Raw genomic sequence first — 19,342 nt, forward strand, 5'->3', positions numbered from 1 at the left:
GCCGTTGACGGATACGGACGTATTACCGGATTTTGAACTGAATTCCGGCTCGTCGGGTGTTTTGATTGTCCTTCGGATTTGGGATGAACATCGAGAGCAACAGGTTGGGAATTTCGCTTCGGCCCCTATCGCTCATGGTGGGCGTGCGCCGCTCGCAGGCGTTACTCACGATGGAGCCAGCGTCTCGGTGTGGCCGTCTATGGCCAGTATCTGGCCGGAGATCTTTCTTCCGGCATCTGACGCAAGAAACAATATCGAGTTGGCGACATCGTCGGCATTGACCCATGTCTTCATTGAGACACCGGTGACATAAAGTGCCCGCACTTCGTCCTCACTCATGTCACGCGCCACCGCTTCCTTGGCAACAACCCTGTCCATGCGAGGTCCCTCGACGGCGCCCGGACAAATTGCGTTCACGCGAATACCGAAGGGCCCAAGCTCCATAGCAAGGGTTTTCGTCAATCCGACGATTGCCCACTTGGCCGCGGCATAGGGCGACCGCATCGGATACCCCATGAGACCTGCCGTGGATGACGTCAGCGTTATCAGGCCGGAACGTTGTGCCTTCATGACGCGCGCAGCCCAGCGGCAGGTGAGAAATGCACCGTGCACGTTAGCCGCGATGCAGTTCTGCCAGTCTTCGTAGTCAAGAGTTTCGATCGCACCGGCAGGGCCGCCCGTTCCGGCATTCGCGCACACGACATCGACACCACCCCATTGGGTTTCCAGAGCATCCAGGAAGCCGGCCATTTCGTTTTCCGCGGTGACATCGGCGACCGCGGAAACCGCTTGCGGGTAGTCCGCCTGGAAATTTGCGACCGCCGCCGGGTCTGCGTCGCAAATGGCGACCTGCGCCCCTTCACTCAGGAATCGCTCGGCAATAACGCGGCCAATCCCCGCAGCACCTGCCGATACAAAAACGCGCCTGCTCATGCGATTGCACCTTTCCAAAAAGATTGCCGACCAAATCAAGTCGGCAGGAGTAAGCGTCAATCGACGCCCGGAAGTCACGCGGATACAAGGCCGCGTCGCCCTTGCGATACCCTGTGACGCATTCGACAGATTCAATGCGACATTAGTTCGCACAATCAATGGACGCTGACCCGGTTTCTGTGCAACGCTGCAGGATGGGCGGACGCAAATGATGGAGGGGATATGTCAGACTCGTCTGAATCAAAGAAGATGCTGGACCCGGATCCCCGGGTCTGGGACTTCGAGACGGAATACGAACTTGGACAGGACAATATCCGGCCTTTCGGTCTGGATCTGCACAATCCTGTCTTCCTGATCTCCAGTATACTGATTGCCGCATTCGTTTTGATCGCGCTTGCGAACCAGGAAGCTACCGCATCTTTCTTTGGATGGTTGCGACCATGGCTGACCAGCACATTCGACTGGTTCCTCGTGCTGTCGGTAAACGCAATTACCCTCTTTTGCCTCGCATTGATCGTTCTGCCTGTCGGCTCGGTCCGTATTGGTGGCAAGGACGCGAAACCCGATTATTCCTACGCCGGCTGGATCGCGATGATGTTTGCGGCTGGCATCGGCATCGGACTGCTGTTCTTTGGCGTCCTTGAACCGGTCTACTACAACTTCGCCGAAAGTGGCGCCGCAAGTCCGCTCGGGGTAGATATCAGCGAACCGGGGAACGAGTATGCCGGCGTCGTCGGCACGATCCACCACTGGGGCCTGGAAGGCTGGGCGATCTACGCTGCAGTCGGGTTGTCGCTGGCGATCTTCTGCTACAATCTCGGGCTGCCGCTGACCCTGCGTTCGGCGTTCTATCCCTTGCTGGGCGAACGTGTCTGGGGCTGGTGGGGCCATATGATCGATACGCTTGCGGTCTTCGCAACACTGTTCGGCCTGACCACATCGCTGGGTCTTGGCGCGCAACAGGTCGCCGCGGGTCTTTACGAAGTTTTCGGTATCGAACCGACCCCAACGGTGACAGTGCTGCTTATCATCTTCATTACTGCGATCGCTTTGGGTTCGGTTTTGCTCGGCATGGACGCCGGCGTGAAGAGACTGTCTGAAATCAACATGATCATGGCCGTCGGTCTGTTCATCTTTGTAATTCTCGTGACCGGAGTCGGTGTCGCAATCTCGCGCTACTTCTCTGTCATGACCGACTACATTTTGATGCTACCGGCGCTATCGAACCCGTTCGGGCGAGAGGATACGAGCTTCTTCCACGGATGGACCACGTTCTACTGGGCGTGGTGGATTGCATGGTCACCGTTCGTAGGCATGTTCATCGCCCGGATTTCAAGGGGCCGGACAGTGCGTGAATTTGTGCTGTGCGCTTTGATCGCGCCGACGGCAGTGTGCGCTCTTTGGATGTCAACCTTCGGCGGCGCGGCTATCGATATGCTGAACGCAGGCGGCGCAGAAGGTGTCCGCGCAACGGTGATCGAGGCGTACAAGCCGGAAGGGGCTCTCTTCGGCTTCCTGAAGGAACTGCCATTCTACCAGATCGTTGCACCGATCTCGTTGCTGCTGATCATCATCTTCTTCGTGACATCGTCGGACTCCGGTTCGCTCGTGATCGACACCATCACGGCTGGCGGAAAAATGGATGCCCCTGTTATTCAGCGCATTTTCTGGTGCACGCTGGAAGGTTTGGTCGCCATCGCGCTGCTGCTCGGTGGCGGGCTGTCTGCACTCCAGGGAGCAGCGGTCTCGACCGGCATTCCGTTCACGGTCGTTGTTCTGATCATGTGCTATTGCCTGTGGCTGGCCCTGAGAGCCGAGCGGGCGAAAATGTAGAATGCTGACGAAGGCGGCGGGCACTTGCCTGTCCGCCGCCTTCTGATCTTCCGTCAAGCGGAACAGTCTTCCGGCTCCGGTTCCGGCGACGCACTGTCAGGGGTTCAACCGTCCTTGTAATAGTAGCTGTAACCGTTGAGCGCCGGCGCACCTCCCAGATGCGCGTAGAGAATCCGCGATCCTTCTGGAAACCTGCCTTTTCCGACTAGATCGATCATTCCCTGCATCGACTTGCCCTCATAGACCGGATCCGTGATCATGGCTTCCGTCTTCGCCGCCAGACGAATTGCATCGTTGGTTTCTTCCGAAGGAACGCCGTAGGCGGGATAGGCATAGTCGGGATTGATGACGATTTCCTCTTCAGACACCGGGCGGCCCAGTTCAACGAGTTCTGAAGTGTTGTCGACAATCCGGCGAACCTGATCGCGTGTCTGCTCGAGCGTTCCCGATGCATCGATACCGATCACCCTGTCAGCCCTGTCCTGAGCCGCGAAGCCGACAATCATGCCGGCCTGGGTCGATCCCGTGACAACACACACGATGACATAGTCGAACTTGAAACCGAGCTCGGCTTCCTGAGCCCTGACTTCTTCGGCAAAGTGCACATATCCGAGGCCGCCATACTTGTGGACGGATGCCCCGGCCGGAATGCCGTAAGGTGTCCCTCCGGCATCGCGGACTGACTGCATGGCATCTTCCCAGCTTTTCCGGATCCCGATGTCAAACCCATCCTCAACCAGCCTGGAATCCGCGCCCATCAGGCGTGTCAGGAGAATGTTGCCGACACGGTCGTAGACCGCATCGAAATGCGGCACCCATTTTTCCTGAACCACGACGCATTTCATGCCGATTTTCGCGGCAGTGGCGGCAACCATCCGTGTGTGGTTCGATTGTACGCCGCCGATCGAGACCAGGGTGTCGGCACCGGAGGCGATCGCATCCGGGACGATGTATTCAAGTTTGCGGAGCTTGTTGCCGCCAAACGCGAGACCGGAATTGCAATCCTCGCGTTTTGCGTAGATCTGGACCTTGCCGCCAAGTGCATCCGTGAGACGGGGTAAATGCTCGATCGGCGTAGGTCCGAAAGTCAATGGATACCGTTCGAATTGTTCAAGCTTCATCGGGATCTTCCTTGTGGAATTGAGATGAAACAAGGCTGACAGAAACTACTCGGAAGGTGCTTTCAAACTTTCGCAAAATGATCGGATATAATTCGGAAAATCTTCCTTGATTGTCTAAATGGTTTCTATCAATCTATATTGGATGAAAGAATCTTCCACATTGCATTCTCTCGACAGAACCGACAGGAAAATCGTCAAATTCCTCCAGGAAGACGGCAGGCTCTCGAATGCCGACCTTGCCGAACGGGTAAATGTCAGTCCGGCAACCTGTCACAGGCGCACGCAGCGCCTGTTCGATGAGGGCGTCATCGGCTCGGTGCGTGCCATTGTCAATCCGGAGCAGGTGGACCGGGCTGCCCTGGTAATTGTCGGCGTTGTTCTGGATCGATCGACACCGCAGAGCTTTGCGGAATTTGAAGACGCTGTCAGAAGATTGAATTTTGTACTGGACTGCCACCTGGTTGCCGGCGACTTTGACTACTTCCTGAAGATCAGGGTCAAGGACATGGCAGACTTCAACAGGCTACACGGGGAAAAGCTGATCGCGTTGCCCGGTGTGCGCCAGACGCGAACCTTTTTCGTCATGAAGGAAGTTACGGACAACGCCCCGCTTTCATTTTGACATCCGCCAGCCTGGCCAATTGAACCGGGTCTTTTCAGATATCCGCGGCCATTTCTCAGACGTCCCCGTTCACGACAAGCTGGATCCGGTCCGCCGCGGCCCGCGCCCGCGTGTATTGGATCGGGCGGCCCGTCATGTCGAGATTGACGCTTTCAACCACAAGAACCGGCTGTCCGAGCGGAATGCCGAGTTGCTGCGCATCCTTTGCCTCCACGAGTTCCGAGGTGATGCGGGTCTCCTTGCGGCGATAATCCTCGATATCTGCCAGTTCGAGCGCCTTTGTAATCGATCCCGTCTCGGCATAGTCGGCGACGAAATTGGGAACACGTGACCGTTCGAACCAGTTTGTACCGACGATTATCGGAACGCCATCCGCCACGCGAAGGGTCTCCAGACGGATCAGCATGGTGCCGAGCGATATACCGAGCTGGTTGGCAAGAAGCGCATCTGCCTCTTCCAGCGCGGACCCGATCAGGCGGCCACTGGGAGCGCGGTCCTGTTCGGAAACAATTTCCGAAAAACGCGTTCGCGGGCCGATCGGATAGCTGAGAGGTGCGGACGCAACAAATGTGCCGCGGCCCTGATCTGCCCTCAGGATACCCTCCGACGTCAGCGCCGCAATGGCGCGTCGCACGGTGTGACGGTTCACACCGAAACGCTTTGCAAGATCCGATTCCGGCGGCAGACGGCTGCCTTCTTCGAAGGCACCACTGACTATCTCAGCCTTCAGGGTTTCCATGATTTGCCGCCAGACGGCAATGCCTGCACTGCGATCAAGAATGGTGTGGTTTGTCATGCGCTCGTCATCAAATTTCGATACCAAAGAGTCAACTCTAATATTTGTATAGACAAATAGACAAATTCTCGATAGAAAAATCCCGATTTCGATTTTCTCTCCAATGATCGCCAACCCGAAGGCGCGACTCATGACCGAAACCACCCCGACAAACCTGCCTGAGGACGGACACTCCGCCCGTCAGAAAAACATGGCAACCCTGGCGGCCGCAACGCCTGCGGACATTGCCGAAAATTTTCGGAAGCTGGATGCTCCGACCTATGAATTGGTGCGCCAGCCCGAGACCGGCCTCGTCATGGTACGTGGCCGCATGGGCGGCACCGGAAGTCCGTTCAATCTTGGTGAAGTCACTGTCACCCGCTGCGTCGTTCGTCTGGCATCCGGAGAAACCGGCAGCGCCTACAGTCTTGGTCGCAACAAGGAAAAGGCGCTTCAATCAGCTGTGATCGACGCCCTCTGGCAACGCGCCGATGCGCGAGAACAGATCGAGGAGATGATCATCGCCCCGCTTGCTGCCGCTCAGGAGACCACGACCGAAACCGTCCGGGAGGAAACCGAGGCCACCAGGGTCAATTTCTTCACTATGGTCCGGGGAGACAACTGATGGAAAGCTCCGCAGCACCACGCGGCAATAACGGCCATGACACTCCGCTCGCAGCCGGTTTCACCGATCCGGTCCACGACGCCCAGGCCTGTTTCCGTACCATCATGCATGTCATGGCAAGACCCGGCACTCGTCAGACCCTCCAGGTTGGAGACCTCACTCCGCCGGAGCCGTTGACACCGGTAGCCGCGGCGATCGCCCTGACCCTGTTCGACTACGACACGCCGGTCTGGCTCGACCGGGCCTTGATGCAGTCGGAAGCCGTGAAGGCGTTTCTCCGTTTCCACACCGGTGCCTCGATCCTGCCGGAACCCGTCAACGCGGCTTTTGCGCTTGTCAGTGAACCGCAATCGATGATTTCGCTGGCAAGTTTCAACCAGGGTTCAGCCGAGTATCCTGACCAGTCAACCACGGTCGTCCTGACGGGCCAGGTTTTCGACAAGGCCCGGACCGTTACCCTGGAAGGTCCCGGCATAAAGACGAAGACATCTTTCAGCACAGGTCCGACCCCACCGGTCTTCTGGGATCAGGTTATCTCCAACAACCGGCAGTTTCCCCGTGGCATTGACCTGATCTTCGCCGGAAAAACGGAGATCGCTGCACTTCCCCGTTCCACCCGCGTCACGCTCACGGAGACCTGATCCATGTATGTTGCCGTCAAAGGTGGCGAGAAAGCCATCCGCAACGCTCACAAGCTGCTGGCCAAGCGTCGCCGGGGTGACACCTCAGTCCCCGCGCTGACCCTTGAACAAATCGCCGAACAGCTTTCCCATTCCGTCGCCCGCGTCATGGGCGAAGGCTCTCTTTACGACGAAAAGCTGGCCGCACTCGCTATCAAGCAGTCTCGAGGCGACCTGATCGAAGCTGCCTTCCTGATGCGGGCTTACCGGACGACGTTGCCGCGTTTCGGCTACAGCCAACCCGTCGATACTGCGAAAATGCTGGTCGAGCGGCGAATATCTGCCACATACAAGGATCTGCCCGGTGGACAGGTGCTTGGTCCGACATTCGACTACAGCCACCGGCTGCTCGATTTCTCCCTCGCTGCAGAGGACGACGAACGTACGCCTCAGGCTGAAACAGCTGAAACCCGCGACGAACCCGTGCCGCGCGTCACCGACCTTCTCGGCGACGAGGGCCTGATGGAACCGGACCCCTTGACCGACGAGGACGCACCTGTCGGCGACCTGACTCGCGAACCGCTGTCCTTCCCCGCTGATCGGGACCTGCGCCTCCAGAACCTTGCACGGGGCGACGAGGGTTTTCTGCTCGCACTCGCCTATTCGACCCAGCGCGGCTATGGCCGAACACACCCGTTTGCAGGTGAAATTCGTTATGGTGAGGTTGAAGTCGAATTTTACGCGGAGGAACTCGGTTTCGCCGTGACGCTTGGCACGATAAAGGTCACCGAGTGCCAGATGGTCAACCAGTTCCAGGGGTCTGCAAAGGCGGCACCCACCTTCACGCGTGGTTATGGTCTTGTTTTCGGTCAGGTTGAGCGGAAGGCCATGTCCATGGCAATGGTCGACCGCTCGATGCGATGGCAGGAACTGGGAGAAGAACAGACTGCGCCTGCACAGGACATCGAGTTCGTCCTCTCCCACTCCGACAACATCCAGGCGACAGGCTTTGTCGAACACCTGAAACTTCCGCATTACGTCGATTTCCAGGCCGAGCTCGACCTCGTCCGCCGCATGCGCGGCGAATGGTTCGAGAAACGCGCAAGCGCGGAAAGCGATGGAACTTCCCGGGAGGCTGCGGAATGAGCAGCGGCCTCAGCCATATCACCTTCATCGTCAGCGACCTCGAAAGGATGTCGCAAATACTGACTGATGTGCTGGACGGCCGGGAAGTTTATGCAAGCGGAGAGGATACCTTCTCCCTGTCACCGGAAAAGTTCTTTCTGGTCGGCGATATCTGGATTGCGATCATGCAGGGAACGAGCTTGCCCGAACGCAGCTACAATCATGTCGCCTTCAAGATCCAGGAAAGTGAATTCGAGACCCGGCTGGACGCTATCGGAAGGCTCGGCCTCGAATGCAAGCCGCCGCGCCATCGCACCGATGGTGAAGGCAGGTCGATCTACTTCTATGACCACGACAATCACCTCTTTGAGCTGCACACGGGAACCCTGGAAATGCGGATGGAGAATTATTCCAGGATTCTCCAGAAGCGGAGGGCTACACAATGAACGACACAGCTGAAATTTATGATCAGGGCGAATACAACTTCGCTTACCTCGACGAGCAGACCAAGCGCATGATCCGCAGGGCGATCCTGAAAGGCATCGCGATACCAGGTTATCAGGTGCCCTTTGCTTCCCGCGAAATGCCGATGCCCTATGGCTGGGGTACGGGCGGGGTTCAGGTCACCGCGTCTATCCTCGGCCGGGACGATTGTCTGAAAATGATCGACCAGGGCTCCGACGACACGACCAATGCTGTTTCACTGCGGGGATTCTTCGAAAAGACCGCAGGCATCAGGACGACCTACGAAACGTCCGAGGCAACCGTCATCCAGACCCGTCACCGCATCCCGGAAAAAACCCTGACAGAGGACCAGATCCTTGTCTTCCAGGTTCCCATTCCCGAGCCGCTCCGCTTCCTGGAGCCGCGCGAGACGGAAACCCGCAAGATGCATGCCCTTGAAGACTACGGCCTCATGCATGTGAAGCTCTACGAGGACATTGCCAAGAACGGTCACATCGCCACGACCTATGCCTATCCCGTAAAGGTCAATGACCGTTACGTGATGGACCCGTCTCCGACGCCCAAATTCGACAACCCGAAAATTGACGAGATGGCGGCACTTCAGCTTTACGGGGCCGGGCGGGAAAAGCGCATCTACGCCATTCCGCCCTACACCAAGGTAAAGAGCCTCGACTTTGAGGATTATCCATTTGAGGTCCAGAAATTCGACAAGCCCTGCGGCCTTTGTGGAGCGGAAGACGTTTACCTCGACGAGGTCATTCTGGACGACAGGGGTGGACGCATGTTCGTTTGCTCTGACAGTGATTTTTGCGAGGAACGCCGGGCTGCCGGCCATGCAGGGCCGATGGCGGCCGATCCGGCAGCGCTCCAGATCGGCGGAAATACTCAAGGGGAGACGGCCTGATGAGCCTGTTTCAAGCCGACGAACCGCTGCTGCAGGTTCACAACGTCACCCGCTATTATGGCGACCGGGTCGGTTGCGCCGACGTTTCGTTCGATTTGTGGCCGGGCGAAGTGCTTGCCATTGTCGGTGAAAGCGGTTCGGGCAAGACAACCCTGCTCAACTGCCTTTCAACGCGGCTGGCACCGACGGCAGGCGCCATTGAATACCGCATGCGTGACGGTTCCATGCGCAACCTCTATCAGCTCTCGGAGGCCGAACGCCGGCTCCTGATGCGCACCGACTGGGGCTTTGTCCACCAGAACGCAGCCGACGGACTTCGCATGAATGTGTCTGCCGGCGCCAATGTGGGTGAACGGCTGATGGCCGTAGGCGACAGGCACTACGGCAACATTCGTTCCACTGCCGACGACTGGCTGGGCAGGGTTGAAATCGACAGCGACCGGATCGACGATGATCCCCGCTCGTTTTCCGGCGGCATGCGCCAGCGTCTGCAGATTGCCCGAAATCTGGTGACACGCCCCCGGCTTGTCTTCATGGATGAGCCGACGGGAGGTCTCGACGTCTCCGTTCAGGCGCGCCTTCTCGATCTGCTGCGCCGCCTCGTCGCCGATCTGGGCCTGTCGGTCGTGATCGTCACGCATGATCTCGCAGTTGCACGTCTGCTGTCTCACCGCATCATGGTGATGCGAAACGGCAACGTCATCGAGGCCGGTCTGACCGACCAGGTTCTGGACGATCCGCGAGAGCCGTATTCACAACTGCTCGTTTCCTCGATTTTACAGGTGTGAGGTCTGAAATGCCCGTCCGTCTTTATCTCAACAATGTCGGCAAATCCTTCACAATGCACTTGCAGGGCGGCTCGGTCATTCCCGTCGTCGACAAGGTCGAATTTTCGGTCAATGCAGGAGAATGCGCCGTGCTTGGTGGCCCGTCGGGTGCTGGCAAGAGTTCCATCCTGAAAATGATCTACGGCAACTACCGTTGTGATCAGGGCCAGATCCTGGTCACCATCGGCGACGACATCATCAACGTCGCAGGTGCCGAACCCCGCCGTATTCTGAAATTGCGTGAGGATACTATCGGCTATGTCAGCCAGTTTCTGCGGACAATCCCGCGCGTGTCCGCAGAAGATGTCGTCGCAGAGCCGCTGGTCGCACAAGGCACAAGTGAAGAAGAAGCAGTTGAAAAGGCGCGCTCGCTGCTGACGCGGCTGAACGTTCCCGAGCGCCTCTGGACCCTTCCTCCTGCGACCTTCTCCGGCGGCGAGCAGCAGCGGGTCAACATCGCCCGCGGGTTCATAGCCCACTATCCGATTCTGCTGCTCGATGAACCGACTGCCTCGCTTGACGCGGCCAACCGGGCGGTCGTCGTCCGCCTGGTGCAGGAGAAAAAGGAACAGGGTGTTGCGATGGTCGGCATTCTTCACGATCAGGACGTCCGTGAGGAAATTGCCGACCGCATCATCGACGTCACCGGGTTTGCCGCAGAAGTGGCCGCCTGACGTTCTTGGCCAAGGAAACAGTTGCAGGTGGGGGAAAACTGTCACAGAAAGGTCATCCCCCTCCTATAGGCCGGGCTTCCCGGCCACCACGAAAACGACCGTGATTCTGATATGCGCTACGCCATCTATTTTGCCGCCGACGCAGACGATCGTTTGATGCAGCTCGGCAATACCTGGTTGGGAAGGGACCCGTTCTCCGGGTCGGATCTCTGCCAGCCGGCGCTTGACGGCATCGACAGAGAACGTTTCCTGCACCTGACCAGCAGCCCGCGTCGCTACGGGTTTCACGGGACGCTGAAGGCACCGTTCCATCTAGATCCCGAACGGAGCGAGTCTGCCCTTCTGGAGGCCTGCCGGGATTTTTCAGGTGACCTTGCACCGTTCGAGATCCAGGCTCTCAGTGTAAACAGGCTCGGCAGGTTTCTCGCCCTGACACCGGATAATGCCGAGCCGGACCTCGCAGCCTTCGCAGCCTTGTGCGTGCATCGGTTCGAGAGGTTTCGAGCACCGCTTTCCGGGGCTGATCTGGAGCGCCGCCGCAAAAGTGGCCTGACACCAAAACAGGATTCCTATCTGACCGGTTGGGGCTATCCATACATCTTCGATGAATTCCGCTTCCACATGACCTTGTCCAGCAAGCTGGAAAATGATGCCGAAGCCACTGTCCTGGCAGCGGCGGCCAGGAATTACTTTGCAGCGGTAACGGGGCAGTCACGCACTTGCAGCTCATTCGCTCTCTATGTCGAGCCAGAGAGAAACGCTCCATTCGAGGTTCACACGGTGTTCGAGCTGACCGGAAGCACATCAGCGCAAACGGCCGAGTCCCTTGCCGCCCCTTTGACCCGCAAGGAGAATGCATGAGTACGGATCTGAAAATCTTCAAGAACGCCAGGCTCATTCTGGCCGATGAAGTGAAAGATGGCTCTCTTTCGGTTTCCGGCTCGGGTCTGATCAATGCCATCGACGCGCCCACCAGCGCAAACGGGCATGATTGCGAAGGGGACTATCTCCTGCCGGGCCTCGTCGAGCTGCACACCGATCACCTTGAGACACATTACGCACCACGGCCCATGGTCCGCTGGAACCCCGTAGCTGCCGTTCAGGCACATGACGCGCAGATCGCCTGTTCCGGCATCACCACAGTCTTTGATGCTCTGCGTGTCGGCATGGATCAGGACGCAAATCTGCGCTATCGCGACATGCGCATCCTCGCCGACGCAATTGAGACCGGCAAGAAAGAGGGCAGACTGCGGGCGGATCACTTCGTTCATCTGCGCTGTGAGGTCTCCGCATCCGATGTCATGAACGCCTTCAGCGTGTTCGAGGACGATGACAGTATCCGGCTGATTTCGCTGATGGACCATACGCCGGGTCAGCGGCAGTTCGTTTCCCTGGACGCCTACAAGGTTTATTTCCAGGGCAAAAAGGGCTTTTCCGACACCGAGATGGAAGATTTCATCAGGCACCGGCAGGAAAGTGCCTGCGCGCTTGCGCCGGAAAATCGCAAACGCCTTTCTGCCATAGCGCGGGCTCGCGGCATTTCCATTGCGAGCCACGACGATGCCACCAGGGAACATGTTGACGAAGCGATCGAACTGAACACCAGGATTGCGGAATTTCCGACCACGAGGGAAGCAGCAAAGGCCTCTCACGACGCGGGCATGGCTGTTCTGATGGGTGCTCCCAATGTCGTGCGCGGCGGGTCCCACTCCGGAAACGTTTCTGCAAAGGAACTGGCGGAGGCAGGTCACCTGGATGTGCTTTCCTCGGACTATATTCCGGCGTCCCTCATTCAGGCAGCTTTCCATCTTGCCAATGAAGTCGAAAAAATTTCCTTGCCCCAGGCCGTCAAGATGGTGACCGAAACGCCCGCAAGATCCATCGGACTTTCGGATCGGGGCGCATTGGAATGCGGACTGCGCGCCGATCTTATCCAGGTGAAACTGGTCGGCAATGTTCCGATCGTGCGCGGTGTCTGGCGCGAGGGACGGCGGGTTGCCTGAAGCAGATACAGGAAACAAGCCGAAACTCGGCCCCGGTAGAATGGTTCTTGTGGTCGGTCCGAGTGGTGCCGGCAAGGACACGCTGATGTCCGCGCTCAGGGAAAAACTCGAGGGTCATGCGAATATTCACTTTGCCCGGCGCGCCATCACTCGCGAAGCAGATACCGGTGCGGAAGATCACGAGACGCTGACACGTCCGCAATTCGACCGGCTCGTGAGCCATGAAGAAACAGCCCTTTCCTGGGAAGCCCATGGACTTGGCTATGTCATCCCCGAAGTCTACGACGCTCACATCAGCGCAGGCGATACGGTGATCGCCAACGGGTCGCGCCGCGTTCTGCAAAGAGCGGCGGACAAATACGAAACCGCGATCGTTCTCCTGATCACGGCGCCTGTCCCCGTTCTCGCCGAGCGCCTGGCCGCGCGCGGCCGGGAAAGCAGGCAGGACATCGAAAGACGCTTGCAAAGAGCAGATCTCGAGCCTGAAAACGTACCGAACCTTGTTCGCATCGAAAACACCGGACCGGTGGAGAACAGCGTATCGAGGATGATGGTGGCCTTGTCGCTTCAGGACTGACCCGTCGCACATTGTCTGACGCAATCCTTCGGATCTGAAATATTCTGCAAGGTATCCTGTAACGCTTCGACAGCGATTGTGGTACGATCCGTTCATTGATTGAGAAAATATTACAAGAGGCCGATTGAAACCTCTGAAAAATGTGTTGTTTCACAGCCGGCTAATTCCACAGTTGTGAACAGATGCAGCAGACCCAAGCAGTCCGATCAGAACGCCTTTTTGATGGAGAGTGATTTTGGCCGAAGCTTTTAATTTGCCGTTTGAATACGTGAACCGCCTTACCAATCCCGGTCTTCCGACCAGCGCAGGACCTGTCAAGCTCAACCAGTATCTTTGCAAGGACCGCGGAAACGGGGGCAACGACAGCGCACACAGTTTTTACAAGAACTTCCGCTGGATCAAGAACGAATTCGGTGAAAACCTGAACCGGCATGTCGGTGGAAGTGCGATCGACCTCGCGCTGAAGGGACAGGGCAATGATCAGACCTTCGTCAAGATCTGGAATTTCATGCTGAAACACAAGGACCTGCTTGACAAGTACAAGGTCGATGTTTGCGGACGTGCCAACAAGGATGGCTCCAAGGATGTCGAGCAAAGGGGCAAGATCAAGAAAATCTACTTCGACAAGATGTCGGATCGCGGCGCGTTGCAGGAGATGGTGCAGGATCGTTTCTTTGGCATGGACTGCATCGGCTTTGTCGCCAATTTCCTGATCTGGGTCGGGGAATGGGACAAGTACTACGGCGTTTCGCCACGGAAGTATCCCGAACGGGTCTGCAAGATCAACATCGACGAAGTCAGCGAAGTCAAACCGCTGGATTTCATGGTCTGGAACGGTCACGTCGCCCTTGTCGACTGGGTCTGGCAGCAGATCGACGACAAGAAGGCGCGGATAGACATGTGCCAGAGTTCCAGCGGTGGGCCTCAATGCAACCAGTGGGTAATCCTGCGGCAGACCGGCGGCAGAGGCATCAACGGGGGACGGGAATTCACGATCGACGGCGGAACGCCCGCTCCTCCCGTGCGGGGCCACTTCACGATCTGGCGTCGTGAAGGTTTCTGGTACTGATCGCGCAAACTGGCAAGCGCATCGCGCAGTCGGTGACCGTAAACATGAGGCCCACTGGCCGGCATTCGCCGTGGGCTCTCATGCGGTCCTGATGTTCAGACTCGATTTCAACCAATTGGCATAGTCTGCAAGCGCGGTTTCGTCCCTGGAACAATAAGTCCATTTTTGCTTGCGCTGCGCCCGGATGAACCCGGCGCGTTTCAGCAGTTCGATGTGCCGGCTCATCGTCGGCTGGCTTATCCCGAAATGCTCCGCGAGCATCTGGACACAGACCCCCGTTTCTACAGGATCCGCTGATTCCTGGTGTGCAAAGTGTTCCATGGGCCTGTCCAGCAGTCGCAGGACTTCTATCCGGGTCTCATTTGCAAGTGCCTTGACTTGGTCTTCTCGATTCGACATAACATTGTTATATAGCAATTTTGCTAATTGTCAATGCGAAGGAAAAGACCGATGCTGCATCTCAACGAACGATTTTCCTTTGAAGGTCAGTCCATAGCATGGGGTTCGCTGGGTGAGGGCGACCCGATCGTGCTTGTGCATGGTTTTCCCTGGTCTGCCCAGTCCTGGAGGGCAATCGCACCCTGGTTGGCAAAGACCCACAAGGTCTATTTTTTCGACATGCTCGGGACCGGTCTGTCGGAAAAAAATGCAGCTCAGAATGTCACCGAATATGTTCAAAGCGACCTGCTGGAAGCGTTGATCGGACACTGGGAACTGAAAAGACCGCAGGTCATCGGCCATGATTTTGGTGGCCTCGCCGCTTTGCGGGGACACTTCGTCAACGGCATTGACTACGGCAAGCTTCATCTCGTGAACGCGGTTGCCGTCCTGCCGTCCGGGTCGCCGTTTTATGCCCATGTTGCAAATCACGAGCCCGCATTTGCAGGCTTGCCCGACTATGCCCATGAAGCTCTTTTTCGGGCCTATATCCAGGCTGCAGCTCATTATCCGCTCCGGGAAGAGGCGACCAGGATATATTTCGATCCCTGGTCTGGAGAGGCTGGCGAGGCGGCGTTCTACCGCCAGATCGCGCAGGCTGATATCGCCAATATTGAAGAGGCGCAAAAACGCTACGGTCCTACCGATTTTGATGTTCACCTCACCTGGGGAATGCGAGACACTTTCATTCCGCCGGCACAAGGCCGCGAGCTTCAGGACCTTCTGCAGGCCAAGAGCTTCACGCCGATCGAGGACGCTGCCCATCTGGTGCATGAAGATGCGCCGGCAGCCTTGCTGGGATCGTTGGCAGGGCGCGTTTGACAAGGTCGTCAAAATCGATCGCTGCTGACCTGAAGACAGTGACGTAATGTCACTTTCTTCAAAGTGAAACAAATATAACCAAGCTCTGAATAAATTCACAGGATCAAAAAATTAATTGGGAAATTTCCAAAAAACTTTTCTTTAAGTCCGCAGTCGCCTACTCTGTTTCTACTGCATTGAAATCAGCTGTTAATCGAGTATCCCAGGTATGTCCAAGGCCCTTTTTGACAAATACGGTGGCTTCAAATCCGTAAGCCGCGTTGTAATGGCTTTTTATGACAAAATTCTCGATTCCGATCAGGTCGGCGACTACTTCGACGACATCGACATGCCGAAATTGATTGATCATCAGACCAAGTTCATTTCATCTCTTCTCGGTGGTCCGGTTTCCTATTCCGATGAGCGGCTCAGGAGAGCACATGCCTCGCTTGACCTGACACACGAAGATTTCGATGAGGTGAGCAGGCTCCTGAGCGAAACGCTCGCGGAACATGACTTTACGCCCCAGGACATCGACACGGTCATTTCGGAAATCGAAGCCCGCCGGACCTGTATTCTTTCGACGGGCCGCTCATGAGTATCACGGCCATCAATCAACAGCTTCTGCGCGCCATCGGCGTTGGTATCGCCGTTGTCCGGGGAGATGACTTCCAGTTCGTTTTCAGCAACGCCCCCTTCGCGGACTGGTTCGGAAAACCCGATCCCGGGTCTCCGTTGCAGGACGTTCTTCATGATATCGACATGGATGGTGTACGCGCAGCGCTGGACCAGACCGGCCGCTATTCCGGTGAGATCTCTGTAAAGCTGAAACGCCGCACACTGGTCATCGCCCTTTCGATTTCCGGAGCGGACGAAGAGACAAACGACCTGTTCGTCGTCGAATGTCAGAACATCACCCGGATCCGTGAACTGGAGTCGATGATCGACAGTTACTCGTCCATGGTCGAGCGCAACACGCGCGAACTGGAACGGGAAAAGGAACGCGTGGAACGCCTGTTGCTGAACCTCATGCCCCGCACTGTCTATGAGGAGTTCAAGACATTCGGTGTCGTGACGCCCCAGCTTTACGAAAGCGTCTCCGTTGTCATGCTGGATTTTGTCGATTTCACTCGTTTTTCGACCAATCATGACCCCACGGTCACACTCGGCGAGTTGAACGACATTTTCACGGCGTTCGACCGGATTGCCGAACAATTCGGTTGCGAACGGATCAAGACCATCGGCGATGCCTATCTTGCGGTCGCCGGGATGCCCGAACCTTCTCCTGACCACATGCGGGCGGTTGCAAATTGTGCGGTGCGCTTCATCCGCTATCTCGAACGTCGCAATCAGAGCCACCAGTACAAGTGGGAAGCACGCATAGGCCTTGGCACCGGGTCAGCCGTGGGCTCGGTCGTCGGCATCCAGAAATACGTATATGACGTTTTCGGATCAGCCGTGAACCTTGCCGCGCGCCTGCAGGCATTTGCCAATCCCATGTGCGTCGTTGCCCCCGATTCGATGAAGGAATTCCTCGTTGAGGAATTTCATCTTGACGATCTCGGGAAACAGGAAATACGCAGTTTCGGCGAAATGCGCCTGATGCGGATCAGCCCGGGTATTGAACTGGCCCGCAAAGCCGGCAGGTTTTGAGGCGACCCTGCCGGACAGAAGGTAAAGCCCACGCCCTGATCTTGAGGCACTATTCCGCGGCCTCGCGATGTTTTTCGGTCCAGTCGAGACAGGAGCGCAACAGGCGCAGGTACAGTTTTGGCGGGTAGTAGTCGTGGGTCGACTTCGGATACCCGACCAGATGTGCATCCGCACCCTCTCGCTTCAACGCACGATAAAACTCCTCCAGTTGCGTAAAGGGAACATTGTCGTCCAGTAGTCCGCCTTGAATGAGCACAGGGGTCTGCACATTCTTCACATGGAAGATCGGTGAGCGATCCAGAAACATCTGCAGATTGTCGATGAAACTGCCCCCCAGGTACCAGCTTGTCTGAAAATAGCCGTTGGTGCCCTCCAGACTGATATAGTCCGTTTCTCCGGCAACCGGGCATGCAGACCTGAACCGGTCGGTCTGGGTGATGATCCAGCTGGTCAGCGTACCACCATTGCTCTGGCCGATCACGAACAGCTTCTCGGGATCCGCCAATCCCTGGGCGATGACGTGGTTTACGCCCGTCATGACGTCGTGAAAGTCCGGGCCACCGAAATTGCCGATCAGGTCTTCCCGGAAATTCCGGCCATATCCGAGTGTACCGCGATAATTGATGCGTAGAACGAAATACCCGTGTTCCAGATAGGACGCCGTCGCAAAGAATCTCATCAGCGGCAGGTATTCGTTGAAGTCAACGCCATTCGGACCGCCGTGTATCTGCACGACCAATGGATATGTCTCGCCTTCCCGGTAGTCCTCCGGATAGCTCAAAAGACCCTCGACAGGCGTTGTGTCGAGCGACGTCCACTCGATCAGCTCGGTCCTGAGTGCCCCGATCCCATCGAACTCGCTGTTCACCTGCGTGACCCTTGAAGGATCGAACTGGGCGACATCGGTGACATACGCCTCGGGGGGTTTTGCGTGTGTCTGTCCGATGAAGGCGAGTGTCTGTCCGTCTGAACTAACGTCGACAAAGGATGACGTCAGATAGGTATTGAGGCCCGGCACATCCAGATCTCGTGGAGATCCGAACACTTTCGAGTACGAGGATCCGTCGATGGGCATCTCGTAGAAGGAATAGCTGACACGGTCATTCTCTATGTAGTAGAGGCTCTTGGAATCGGCCGCCCACTCCCACGGAAACGGAAGCCGGTTCTTGCTGTTGGGGAGATTGATGATATCGCCGCCATCGACCGGGAGAAGTTTGATATCCCAAAGGAAAGACCATTTGAAGGGGCCCGGTGCGTTTATGAATGCAATCCATTTGCCGTCCGGCGAGAACTTTGGAAAATATTTCCAGTGCTCATTTCCTGCATCGATACGACTGAATTCCCCGGTTCCGGCATCGGCAATTGAGAGCTGCGCCCTCGTCCAGTAGTCGAGGCCGGGTCGTTCCTGATGCGCAAACACGATCCGGCGGCTGTCGGGAGCCCAGTCATACGACCAGTTGCCGCCCCATTCGCTAACCGAGAATTCTGCATCCCGCGTCAGGTTGATCACGTTTCCGTCCGGTTTGACGCCCTTCAGTTTTTGCAGCCAAAGGTGATTTTTGACGAAGACATCTGAATCTTTCACATCCGGCGGAACCAAATCCGGATCTGCCATGACAAACGCAATTGAGTTGCCGTCTGGCGCCCATTTGAAACTCGAAATATCCCGCGAAACGCGGGTAATCTGCTGGCCGTCACCCCCAGCGGCCTCGACGACCCAAATATTGTTTATCCCCGTTTCGGTAGACAGATAGGCAACGAAGCGCCCGTCCGGTGACCACTGCGGCGCGGATTTTTCAGCAGACCGCTCCAGCAACGTTCGCACGTTGCCACCATCGGTGTCGGACACGAAGAATTCGACCGGATATTCGTCCTTGACCAGATCGACGCTGTTCACACCGTAAAGCAGCTTTGAATCGTCGGGAGAAAACGAGAGGTCTGAAAGACGTTTTACATTGAGGCTGGTTTCGGGGCTCCAGGAGCCTTGTGCGAAGGATTCTCGCGCCGGCAACGCAAGACAAAGTGTGACACACAAGAGGATGAATTTCTGCGAAACGGTGCCCCGCATGGACATGACGATACTCCAATCAACAACGAAAGGTGGTGTCTTTGTCCAACACTATACCGCAAATACTATTGTTGATTTTCACAAGGTCGGGATTTGCGACCCAAGTGCTCAGGCAGCGCGGAAACATGATTCGCCGACCGGTCTCGCAAGACGATGGCACCGCTCATCCTGTCTGGCAGGTCACCTTGCCCGACTCGGCAGGACGCGCG

The 19,342-nt window shown here is 56.9% G+C and carries 21 protein-coding genes; 16 read left to right on the top strand and 5 right to left on the bottom strand.

What is annotated here, in order from left to right; translation table 11 throughout:
- Positions 1–165: 165 nt before the first annotated feature.
- Positions 166–933, bottom strand: a complete 768-nt coding sequence (locus ACO6TI_RS03660; RefSeq protein ID WP_055114903.1) for an SDR family oxidoreductase — start codon at positions 931–933, stop codon at positions 166–168.
- A gap of 222 nt (positions 934–1,155) precedes the next feature.
- Between ACO6TI_RS03660 and ACO6TI_RS03665 the strand changes: the two genes are divergently transcribed.
- The gene (locus tag ACO6TI_RS03665; protein WP_104702600.1) at positions 1,156–2,766 is read left to right on the top strand and encodes a BCCT family transporter; all 1,611 of its coding nucleotides are present in this window, start codon (positions 1,156–1,158) and stop codon (positions 2,764–2,766) included.
- Between the two features lie 104 nt (positions 2,767–2,870).
- Here the strand turns inward: ACO6TI_RS03665 and ACO6TI_RS03670 are convergent, their stop codons facing one another.
- Entirely contained in the window at positions 2,871–3,887 is a 1,017-nt protein-coding gene (locus ACO6TI_RS03670; protein WP_055114906.1) for a 1-aminocyclopropane-1-carboxylate deaminase, read from the bottom strand.
- Between the two features lie 142 nt (positions 3,888–4,029).
- On the opposite strand from ACO6TI_RS03670, the gene ACO6TI_RS03675 reads away from it, so the two are divergent.
- The gene (locus ACO6TI_RS03675; RefSeq protein ID WP_055114908.1) at positions 4,030–4,509 is read left to right on the top strand and encodes an Lrp/AsnC family transcriptional regulator; all 480 of its coding nucleotides are present in this window, start codon (positions 4,030–4,032) and stop codon (positions 4,507–4,509) included.
- 55 nt (positions 4,510–4,564) lie between these two features.
- On the opposite strand, the gene phnF is transcribed toward ACO6TI_RS03675, so the two are convergent.
- Entirely contained in the window at positions 4,565–5,305 is a 741-nt protein-coding gene (gene phnF / locus ACO6TI_RS03680) for a phosphonate metabolism transcriptional regulator PhnF (RefSeq protein WP_422384371.1), read from the bottom strand.
- Between the two features lie 130 nt (positions 5,306–5,435).
- Between phnF and phnG the strand changes: the two genes are divergently transcribed.
- The 11 genes from phnG (at position 5,436) to ACO6TI_RS03735 (ending at position 14,173) form a co-directional block, all read left to right on the top strand.
- Positions 5,436–5,909: a phosphonate C-P lyase system protein PhnG gene (gene phnG, locus ACO6TI_RS03685; RefSeq protein WP_422384372.1), complete on the top strand. Its 474-nt coding sequence runs from the start codon at positions 5,436–5,438 to the stop codon at positions 5,907–5,909.
- Positions 5,909–6,550, top strand: coding sequence for a phosphonate C-P lyase system protein PhnH (phnH, locus tag ACO6TI_RS03690; RefSeq protein WP_104702602.1), 642 nt, complete (start codon positions 5,909–5,911; stop codon positions 6,548–6,550). Before phnG ends, phnH begins: the two co-directional genes overlap by 1 nt.
- A 3-nt stretch (positions 6,551–6,553) precedes the next feature.
- The gene (locus ACO6TI_RS03695) at positions 6,554–7,675 is read left to right on the top strand and encodes a carbon-phosphorus lyase complex subunit PhnI (protein ID WP_055114914.1); all 1,122 of its coding nucleotides are present in this window, start codon (positions 6,554–6,556) and stop codon (positions 7,673–7,675) included.
- Positions 7,672–8,100: a FosX/FosE/FosI family fosfomycin resistance hydrolase gene (gene fosX, locus ACO6TI_RS03700; RefSeq protein ID WP_422384373.1), complete on the top strand. Its 429-nt coding sequence runs from the start codon at positions 7,672–7,674 to the stop codon at positions 8,098–8,100. Before ACO6TI_RS03695 ends, fosX begins: the two co-directional genes overlap by 4 nt.
- The gene (locus ACO6TI_RS03705; RefSeq protein WP_422384374.1) at positions 8,097–9,023 is read left to right on the top strand and encodes an alpha-D-ribose 1-methylphosphonate 5-phosphate C-P-lyase PhnJ; all 927 of its coding nucleotides are present in this window, start codon (positions 8,097–8,099) and stop codon (positions 9,021–9,023) included. Before fosX ends, ACO6TI_RS03705 begins: the two co-directional genes overlap by 4 nt.
- Positions 9,023–9,811, top strand: coding sequence for a phosphonate C-P lyase system protein PhnK (gene phnK / locus ACO6TI_RS03710; protein WP_422384375.1), 789 nt, complete (start codon positions 9,023–9,025; stop codon positions 9,809–9,811). The genes ACO6TI_RS03705 and phnK overlap by 1 nt, the downstream gene beginning before the upstream one ends.
- 8 nt (positions 9,812–9,819) lie before the next feature.
- Positions 9,820–10,524 (top strand): phosphonate C-P lyase system protein PhnL, encoded by a 705-nt coding sequence (phnL, locus tag ACO6TI_RS03715; RefSeq protein WP_104702606.1) that lies wholly within the window; start codon positions 9,820–9,822, stop codon positions 10,522–10,524.
- 111 nt (positions 10,525–10,635) lie between these two features.
- On the top strand, positions 10,636–11,385 hold the full coding sequence (locus tag ACO6TI_RS03720; protein ID WP_104702607.1) for a DUF1045 domain-containing protein: 750 nt from the start codon (positions 10,636–10,638) through the stop codon (positions 11,383–11,385).
- Positions 11,382–12,527 (top strand): alpha-D-ribose 1-methylphosphonate 5-triphosphate diphosphatase, encoded by a 1,146-nt coding sequence (locus ACO6TI_RS03725; protein ID WP_422384376.1) that lies wholly within the window; start codon positions 11,382–11,384, stop codon positions 12,525–12,527. Before ACO6TI_RS03720 ends, ACO6TI_RS03725 begins: the two co-directional genes overlap by 4 nt.
- Complete coding sequence (gene phnN / locus ACO6TI_RS03730; protein ID WP_422384377.1) at positions 12,520–13,104, top strand: phosphonate metabolism protein/1,5-bisphosphokinase (PRPP-forming) PhnN; 585 nt, start codon at positions 12,520–12,522, stop codon at positions 13,102–13,104. The genes ACO6TI_RS03725 and phnN overlap by 8 nt, the downstream gene beginning before the upstream one ends.
- 235 nt (positions 13,105–13,339) lie before the next feature.
- Complete coding sequence (locus ACO6TI_RS03735) at positions 13,340–14,173, top strand: hypothetical protein (RefSeq protein WP_144435953.1); 834 nt, start codon at positions 13,340–13,342, stop codon at positions 14,171–14,173.
- Positions 14,174–14,251: 78 nt separating this feature from the next.
- On the opposite strand, the gene ACO6TI_RS03740 is transcribed toward ACO6TI_RS03735, so the two are convergent.
- Positions 14,252–14,494 carry an ArsR/SmtB family transcription factor gene (locus ACO6TI_RS03740; protein ID WP_408008900.1) on the bottom strand — a complete coding sequence of 81 codons (243 nt, stop codon included), beginning with the start codon at positions 14,492–14,494 and terminating at the stop codon, positions 14,252–14,254.
- A 129-nt stretch (positions 14,495–14,623) separates the two neighbouring features.
- Between ACO6TI_RS03740 and ACO6TI_RS03745 the strand changes: the two genes are divergently transcribed.
- From ACO6TI_RS03745 to ACO6TI_RS03755, 3 genes are all read left to right on the top strand, one after another.
- Complete coding sequence (locus ACO6TI_RS03745) at positions 14,624–15,433, top strand: alpha/beta fold hydrolase (protein WP_422384378.1); 810 nt, start codon at positions 14,624–14,626, stop codon at positions 15,431–15,433.
- Positions 15,434–15,641: 208 nt separating this feature from the next.
- Entirely contained in the window at positions 15,642–16,010 is a 369-nt protein-coding gene (locus ACO6TI_RS03750; RefSeq protein ID WP_055114937.1) for a group I truncated hemoglobin, read from the top strand.
- Positions 16,007–17,065: an adenylate/guanylate cyclase domain-containing protein gene (locus tag ACO6TI_RS03755; RefSeq protein WP_055114939.1), complete on the top strand. Its 1,059-nt coding sequence runs from the start codon at positions 16,007–16,009 to the stop codon at positions 17,063–17,065. The genes ACO6TI_RS03750 and ACO6TI_RS03755 overlap by 4 nt, the downstream gene beginning before the upstream one ends.
- A gap of 49 nt (positions 17,066–17,114) precedes the next feature.
- Here the strand turns inward: ACO6TI_RS03755 and ACO6TI_RS03760 are convergent, their stop codons facing one another.
- Entirely contained in the window at positions 17,115–19,139 is a 2,025-nt protein-coding gene (locus ACO6TI_RS03760) for a prolyl oligopeptidase family serine peptidase (RefSeq protein ID WP_422384379.1), read from the bottom strand.
- Positions 19,140–19,342: the final 203 nt, after the last annotated feature.

This window comes from Roseibium album, from assembly GCF_965233825.1.
GTDB classification, from domain to species: Bacteria; Pseudomonadota; Alphaproteobacteria; order Rhizobiales; family Stappiaceae; genus Roseibium; species Roseibium album.

Excerpts from the sequence above, each read along its gene's own strand:
- phnF (WP_422384371.1), bottom strand. The coding sequence starts at position 5,305 with ATGACAAACCACACCATTCTTGATCGCAGTGCAGGCATTGCCGTCTGG.
- ACO6TI_RS03705 (WP_422384374.1), top strand. The coding sequence starts at position 8,097 with ATGAACGACACAGCTGAAATTTATGATCAGGGCGAATACAACTTCGCT.
- phnG (WP_422384372.1), top strand. The coding sequence starts at position 5,436 with ATGACCGAAACCACCCCGACAAACCTGCCTGAGGACGGACACTCCGCC.
- ACO6TI_RS03675 (WP_055114908.1), top strand. The coding sequence starts at position 4,030 with ATGAAAGAATCTTCCACATTGCATTCTCTCGACAGAACCGACAGGAAA.
- ACO6TI_RS03720 (WP_104702607.1), top strand. The coding sequence starts at position 10,636 with ATGCGCTACGCCATCTATTTTGCCGCCGACGCAGACGATCGTTTGATG.
- ACO6TI_RS03740 (WP_408008900.1), bottom strand. The coding sequence starts at position 14,494 with ATGGAACACTTTGCACACCAGGAATCAGCGGATCCTGTAGAAACGGGG.
- ACO6TI_RS03670 (WP_055114906.1), bottom strand. The coding sequence starts at position 3,887 with ATGAAGCTTGAACAATTCGAACGGTATCCATTGACTTTCGGACCTACG.
- phnL (WP_104702606.1), top strand. The coding sequence starts at position 9,820 with ATGCCCGTCCGTCTTTATCTCAACAATGTCGGCAAATCCTTCACAATG.
- ACO6TI_RS03695 (WP_055114914.1), top strand. The coding sequence starts at position 6,554 with ATGTATGTTGCCGTCAAAGGTGGCGAGAAAGCCATCCGCAACGCTCAC.
- ACO6TI_RS03755 (WP_055114939.1), top strand. The coding sequence starts at position 16,007 with ATGAGTATCACGGCCATCAATCAACAGCTTCTGCGCGCCATCGGCGTT.
- ACO6TI_RS03745 (WP_422384378.1), top strand. The coding sequence starts at position 14,624 with ATGCTGCATCTCAACGAACGATTTTCCTTTGAAGGTCAGTCCATAGCA.
- ACO6TI_RS03750 (WP_055114937.1), top strand. The coding sequence starts at position 15,642 with ATGTCCAAGGCCCTTTTTGACAAATACGGTGGCTTCAAATCCGTAAGC.
- ACO6TI_RS03665 (WP_104702600.1), top strand. The coding sequence starts at position 1,156 with ATGTCAGACTCGTCTGAATCAAAGAAGATGCTGGACCCGGATCCCCGG.
- phnH (WP_104702602.1), top strand. The coding sequence starts at position 5,909 with ATGGAAAGCTCCGCAGCACCACGCGGCAATAACGGCCATGACACTCCG.
- ACO6TI_RS03725 (WP_422384376.1), top strand. The coding sequence starts at position 11,382 with ATGAGTACGGATCTGAAAATCTTCAAGAACGCCAGGCTCATTCTGGCC.
- ACO6TI_RS03660 (WP_055114903.1), bottom strand. The coding sequence starts at position 933 with ATGAGCAGGCGCGTTTTTGTATCGGCAGGTGCTGCGGGGATTGGCCGC.
- ACO6TI_RS03760 (WP_422384379.1), bottom strand. The coding sequence starts at position 19,139 with ATGTCCATGCGGGGCACCGTTTCGCAGAAATTCATCCTCTTGTGTGTC.
- fosX (WP_422384373.1), top strand. The coding sequence starts at position 7,672 with ATGAGCAGCGGCCTCAGCCATATCACCTTCATCGTCAGCGACCTCGAA.
- phnK (WP_422384375.1), top strand. The coding sequence starts at position 9,023 with ATGAGCCTGTTTCAAGCCGACGAACCGCTGCTGCAGGTTCACAACGTC.